The organism is Flavobacterium sp. AJR (genome assembly GCF_002156885.1).
Classification (GTDB): domain Bacteria; phylum Bacteroidota; class Bacteroidia; order Flavobacteriales; family Flavobacteriaceae; genus Flavobacterium.
This window is the reverse complement of sequence record NZ_NCWQ01000143.1, coordinates 1-6,447: the sequence shown is the minus strand read 5'-3', so window position 1 is coordinate 6,447 and position 6,447 is coordinate 1. Positions and strand designations below refer to the sequence as shown.

The following is a 6,447-nucleotide window of genomic DNA, read 5'->3' as shown; positions in this document are numbered from 1 at the left end:
TGGTAAAAATATTAAATAAAAACAATATTTTCTTTATTATACCCATAATATCGATAATATATTCTCTATATGTAGCTTTGTAAAACAAAATTAACAAAAACAAAAAAAATATAAAAAATGATAATAGGTGTTCCAAAAGAAATCAAGAATAACGAAAACCGTGTAGCTGTTACACCAGCTGGAGTTTCGGAAATGAAAAAACACGGACATGTTGTTTACGTTCAAGCAACTGCCGGTTTAGGAAGTGGATTTAGCGATGAGGAGTATACTAATGCTGGTGCTCAGGTATTAGCAACTATTGAAGAGGTATATGCTATAGCTGAAATGATTATTAAAGTTAAAGAACCTATTGCATCTGAATATGATTTAATCAAAAAAGATCAATTATTATTTACATACTTTCACTTTGCTTCATCAGAGCCGTTAACACACGCAATGATCGAAAAAGGAGCTGTATGTTTAGCTTACGAAACTGTTGAAAAAGCTGACCGTAGTTTACCATTATTAGTTCCAATGTCAGAAGTTGCTGGACGTATGTCTATTCAACAAGGAGCTAAATATCTTGAGAAACCATTAAAAGGAAGAGGAATTCTTTTAGGTGGTGTTCCAGGTGTTCCTCCTGCTAAAGTATTAGTACTTGGTGGTGGAATCGTTGGTACTCAAGCTGCAAAAATGGCTGCTGGTTTAGGAGCTCAAGTTACTATTATGGATGTAAGCTTAGCACGTCTTCGTCATTTAGATGATATTATGCCTGCAAACGTAAACACTCAAATGTCAAACCACTATAACATTACAAAAGCAATCGCTGATGCAGATTTAGTAGTTGGAGCAGTATTAATTCCGGGAGCAAAAGCACCTCACTTAGTTACTCGTGATATGCTTAAACTAATGCGTCCAGGAACTGTTGTTGTAGACGTTGCTGTTGATCAAGGTGGATGTATCGAAACATGTACACCAACAACTCACGAAAACCCAACTTTCATTATCGATGATATTGTACACTACTGTGTGGCTAATATGCCTGGAGCTGTACCTTACACATCTACACTTGCTTTAACAAACGCTACTTTACCTTACGCTTTACAATTAGCAAACAAAGGATGGGAAAAAGCTTGTGCTGAAAACGAAGAATTGAAAAAAGGATTGAATATTGCTAATGGAAAAATCCTTTACAAAGGAGTTGCAGAAGCTTGGAATCTTCCTTTCAACGAAGAATTAGTGTTAGCAAAATAATTGCTAGCATTATATAAGTGCTTACTACACTAGAAAAACCCGTCTTTAGGACGGGTTTTCTGTTTTTATATATTCATTATTCTTGCCACTGATTAACAGCTTTCTTAATCTTCTATTCTATCTAACTCTTTGCGAAAGGAACGCGGATGATACAGATTTACAAAAGTAAAAAACGCGGATAAAAACGGATTTTTTAAAATAATAGATAAAAAATCCGTTTAATCCGCGTTCCTCTATAGACAATCTAAGTTAGCAACTATTCTCTTTTAGCCACTAATTAATGGCTTTCTTTAAATTATGCCGCTTATTCTTTCGGTTTAGTCAAATAGTAAACAGGAATTCCTGTTAGCATAATTAAAACGCCCCAACCACAGGTAGAAAATTTAGTAAGCAATAAACAAATGCAAATTGCCGATGCTACTACAATATATAAGAATGGCAGAAATGGATATCCAAAAGCTTTATAAGGTCTCTCGGCATCTGGCATTTTCTTACGCAGAATAAAAATACCATAAATAGTCAAAATGTAAAAAATCAGAACTATGATAATAACAAAGTCTAATAAATCCCCATATTTCCCTGTCAAACATAAAGCCGAAGCCCAAACACATTGTGCCCATAATGCCCAAGCTGGAACACTAGACTCATTTAATATCGCTGCTTTCTTAAAAAACAAACCATCTTTTGCCATTGTATAATATACCCTTGCTCCAGCCATTATTAGTCCATTATTACAAGCAAAAGTCGAAATCATAATCATAATTGCAATGATTAACGTTCCGATATTACCAAAAATATATTGTGATGCCACTACCGCTACCCTATCAGATTTTGCTGTAGCAATTTCATCAAAAGGTACTACTGCCAAGTACATCAGGTTTGTTAAAACATAAATAATCGTAACTATAAAAGTTCCCAAGAATAGACTAAACCCTACATTACGTTTCGGATTTTTAATTTCGCCCGCAATAAAAGTTACTCCATTCCAAGCATCACTAGAAAATAAAGAACCAACCATAGCTGCCGAAATACCTGTAAGCAATGCTGTACCTCCTATTGGAAACCAAGATTTAGTATCTGCATCAAAAGCACGCGTAGACCAACCATCTACCCAATTAGCATCCCAAATAGAAGCTTTTGCTCCAAGTGTTAACCCGAAAACGATTAATCCTAAAAGTGATAAAATTTTGATAATAGTTAAAACCGTTTGTAGAATTTTACTGTTTTTAACCCCACGGCTATTTATATACGTTAATAAAATAATCGTAACAATAGAAACCAGTTGAGCTGCATTTAAGTCGAAAGAACCTATCTCAAAAAGAATATTTTCATCACTTAAAGGCTCATAGAGATAAGCTGCAAATTTGGCAAAAGCGACACCTACAGCAGCAATTGTACCCGTTTGGATTACTGCAAAAAAGCTCCATCCGTACAAAAAAGCTATCAACTTATTGTAAGCTTCTTTTAAGTAAACATACTGCCCACCAGCTTTTGGAAACATGGCACTTAATTCTCCATAACTTACTGCTGCAATAACTGTAATTAATCCTGAGATTAGCCATATTAAGATTAGCCAACCTGCAGAACCTACTTGTCGGGCAATATCGGCACTTACAATAAATATTCCTGAACCAATCATAGACCCTACCACAAGCATGGTTCCGTCTAGCAATCCGAGTTCTCTTTTAAAATCTTCTGGTTTGTTTTCTTGCATTTTTTTTGGTTTTTGGTTAGTTAAAGATATACTTTTTTTATAAATTTTGGTTTTTAGATTGCTGATTTTAGATTATATAGCAGTTGTAATTTTTACTTTCAGTCGTGTTATCAAACGAAACGGAGTCACAACTCTTCTCTCTATGTCACAAGACCTAAAAACCTAATTATAAGTTAACTAAGACTTAACCATCAATCCTTTTAAAAAAACCAATTTTGATTCATCATATAAAAAAAACAGAAAATTATGTAATCAGCTTATAAATGATTTTGCTAACTTTACTTAAAGCAGTAAACATAACAGCCTCATTTAGTTATTATTACAGCAAGACTCATAATAAGTTTTAACAATTTGCTTTTAATTCTTTCTGTTTTTTTGAGTTGCCATTTATTCTTTTTTAACTGAAGTAAGTTTAATAAATAATATTTACACTATGAAAATCTTAAAAAACATAAACGTAGTAAGACGAAAGTTAATGCATAGCTTAACTAAAAATATTGGGCATTCTGCAAACGCGAATAAAAAACATTTAACCATTAAACCTGAGATTAAAAGAGTTTTAATTTCACGTCCAAATGCCCGATTAGGGAACTTATTATTAATTACACCTTTATTAGAAGAAGTCATTACTACGTTTCCGGGATGCAAAATAGACTTATTTGTAAAAGGTAATCTAGCACCTATATTATTCGAAAACTACGACAATGTCGATAAGATTATTGAGCTACCTAAAAAACCTTTTAAGAACTTACTTCAATATATTAAGGTATGGGTATCGCTTAGAAAACAACAATATGATATTGCAATTAATGTTGACAAAAATTCTTCATCTGGAAGGCTTTCGGTTAAATTTTCAAATTCAAAATTCAAATTCTTCGGAGATTCTACAGTCGAAGATATTCAATCAAAATATCTTGATTATGAACATATCGCAAAATATCCTGTATACAACTTCAGGAGTTATTTAAGCGAACTAGGCTTTATCCCCAATAACAAGTCAATCGCTGCATTGAATCTTAAATTGAGTAATTCTGAAATCATTGAAGGAAAAAAAATACTAGACAAATTAGTCAATAACGATAAAAAAACGATTTGCATTTATACTTATGCAACTGGCGACAAATGTTATTCAGAATCATGGTGGGGGAAGTTTTATAAAAGGCTAAAAACTCAATATCCTAATCATAATATTATTGAAATTTTACCTATTGAAAATGTCTCGCAAATTGGCTTTAAAGCTACACATTTTTACAGTAAAGACATACGTGAAATTGGCGCATTAATCGCAAACACGGAAGCTTTCATTGGAGCCGATTCTGGAATCATGCATTTAGCAAGCTCTGTACAAACTCCTACAGTTGGTTTATTCTCGATTACTGAGCAAAAAAAATATGAGCCATATTATAATCATAGCATAGCTATAGATACTAATAAAACTTCTATTCTTAAATCTACAAAAATCATAGCATACATGATTAGTCATAACTTATCACTTCGAGTTACAACTACTTCAACAATTATAGCATTATACTAAACAAAGTGATGATTTTTAGTAACTTTATTAAATTTTAGTCGTCTATTATTAATGAACGCTTAAAATATAATAACCAAAAATCATCAACCATCATGGAAAAAAAATCAAATAGCTCTTTATTAAAAGTGCTCATTTTTAGTCTTGCTTTTCAATTAATTTTAGTTAATGTATGTATTGGCCAAACTTCCAAGGCCGATAAAATTAATGAATTGCTAAGCTTATATTCTAAATACAACCAGTTTAACGGAACTGCTCTTGTAACTGAAAACGGAAAGGTTATCTATAAAAAAGGCTTTGGATTAGCCAATATGGAATGGAAAATCCCTAATGAACCCAACACAAAATTTAGATTAGGCTCTATTACCAAACAATTCACAGCATTATTAATTCTTCAATTGGTGGAGCAAGGAAAGCTTAAATTAGATGTTCCAATTTCTACCTATCTTCCTGATTATTCCAAAACCAATGGTGATAAAATTACCATTCATCAATTACTCACTCATACATCAGGATTACCTAATTATACTTCATTCCCTAATTTTTTCTCTGATATTAGTCGTAATCCCTATACACCAGAAGCTTTTGTAAAAACATTTGCCGATTTACCTCTTCAATTCAAGCCTGGAGAAAAATTTGCCTATAGCAACTCTGGCTATTTTCTATTGGGTTATATCATAGAGAAAATTACAGGAAAAACGTATGAGCAGTGTTTACAAGAAAAGATTTTTACCCCACTTAACATGAATAATTCTGGCTATGACCATCACGATGTGATTTTAGCTAATAGAGCCACTGGATACGAAAAAAAAGAGAAAGGCAGTTCTGACTATGTAAATTCAAGTTACATTGATATGTCTCTTCCTTATGCTGCAGGATCTCTATATTCTACCGTAGAGGATTTATACTTATGGGATCAGGCTCTTTATACTGAAAAATTATTATCGGCTAAATACAAAGAATTATTATTTAACAAATACATAAATACAAGGTTCTCTGCAACATCCTATTATGGATACGGGTGGTTTATTGAAGAAGCCAACATTGACAAAACAGATAAGAAAGTACAAATTATTGAACATGGTGGTGGAATAAATGGTTTCAATACTCTAATCTCACGTATTCCATCATCCAACGATTTAATTGTATTATTAAATAATACCGGAGGAACTGGTCTTAATCAAATGTCTGAAGCGATACGAGCAATTTTATACGATATGCCATATGATATTGCCAAAAGATCTACCGCTTATACTCTATTTGGTATTATTAAATCTCAAGGATTAGAAACTGGATTGAAGAAATTTGAAGAGTTCAAAAAATCTGATGAATACGCTATTAAGGAAAGTGAAATAAACGATGTTGGTTATCAATTACTACAATCAGGAAAAACAAAAGAATCCATAGCCGTTTTTAAAATAAATGTTGATACCTTTCCTAAATCAGGAAATGCATATGATAGTTTAGGCGAGGCTTATTTAAAAGATGGAGATAAAAAACTTGCCATTGTAAACTATAAAAAATCATTACAGTTTGACCCAAAAAATGAAAATGCAAAGAAAGTATTGGAAGAAATCTCTAAATAACAACTTTGATAACCTCAATTAAAACTACCGCAATTTGACAAAATTGCGGTTTTGGTTTTATAAAATTAAAAGCTATGATAACTTCAAAACCTGAAACTATTGATGAATATATTGCTGGTTTTCCTGAAACCATTCAGGCAGTATTAGAACAAGTGCGCCAAACAATTAAAAAGGCTGCTCCAAATGCCGAAGAGAAAATAAGTTACGCTATACCTACTTTTAAGCTTAATGGTAACTTAGTGCATTTTGCAGCTTTCAAAAACCATATTGGCTTTTATGCGTTGCCTTCGGGAAACGAAGCTTTTCAAGAAGAACTTTCTGCTTATAAATCAGGAAAGGGCTCTATTCAGTTTCCATTAGACAAACCTATGCCTTTGGATTTA

5 protein-coding genes are annotated in these 6,447 nt (G+C 32.5%); 4 read left to right on the top strand and 1 reads right to left on the bottom strand.

The genetic code is table 11. The features are described from left to right. The first annotated feature begins 117 nt into the window (after positions 1 to 117). Positions 118 to 1,233: an alanine dehydrogenase gene (gene ald / locus B8T70_RS22630; protein WP_039111355.1), complete on the top strand. Its 1,116-nt coding sequence runs from the start codon at positions 118 to 120 to the stop codon at positions 1,231 to 1,233. Positions 1,234 to 1,537: 304 nt separating this feature from the next. Here the strand turns inward: ald and B8T70_RS22625 are convergent, their stop codons facing one another. Continuing rightward, positions 1,538 to 2,947 (bottom strand): APC family permease, encoded by a 1,410-nt coding sequence (locus B8T70_RS22625; protein ID WP_039111357.1) that lies wholly within the window; start codon positions 2,945 to 2,947, stop codon positions 1,538 to 1,540. A 433-nt stretch (positions 2,948 to 3,380) separates the two neighbouring features. Between B8T70_RS22625 and B8T70_RS22620 the strand changes: the two genes are divergently transcribed. From B8T70_RS22620 to B8T70_RS22610, 3 genes are all read left to right on the top strand, one after another. After that, entirely contained in the window at positions 3,381 to 4,481 is a 1,101-nt protein-coding gene (locus B8T70_RS22620; RefSeq protein ID WP_086896318.1) for a glycosyltransferase family 9 protein, read from the top strand. 92 nt (positions 4,482 to 4,573) lie between these two features. Continuing rightward, entirely contained in the window at positions 4,574 to 6,064 is a 1,491-nt protein-coding gene (locus B8T70_RS22615) for a serine hydrolase (RefSeq protein WP_086896317.1), read from the top strand. 74 nt (positions 6,065 to 6,138) lie between these two features. Next, the coding region (locus B8T70_RS22610) for an iron chaperone (RefSeq protein WP_086896316.1) at positions 6,139 to 6,447 on the top strand (309 nt) is incomplete at its 3' end.

Excerpts from the sequence above, each read along its gene's own strand:
- B8T70_RS22620 (WP_086896318.1), top strand. The coding sequence starts at position 3,381 with ATGAAAATCTTAAAAAACATAAACGTAGTAAGACGAAAGTTAATGCAT.
- ald (WP_039111355.1), top strand. The coding sequence starts at position 118 with ATGATAATAGGTGTTCCAAAAGAAATCAAGAATAACGAAAACCGTGTA.
- B8T70_RS22615 (WP_086896317.1), top strand. The coding sequence starts at position 4,574 with ATGGAAAAAAAATCAAATAGCTCTTTATTAAAAGTGCTCATTTTTAGT.
- B8T70_RS22625 (WP_039111357.1), bottom strand. The coding sequence starts at position 2,947 with ATGCAAGAAAACAAACCAGAAGATTTTAAAAGAGAACTCGGATTGCTA.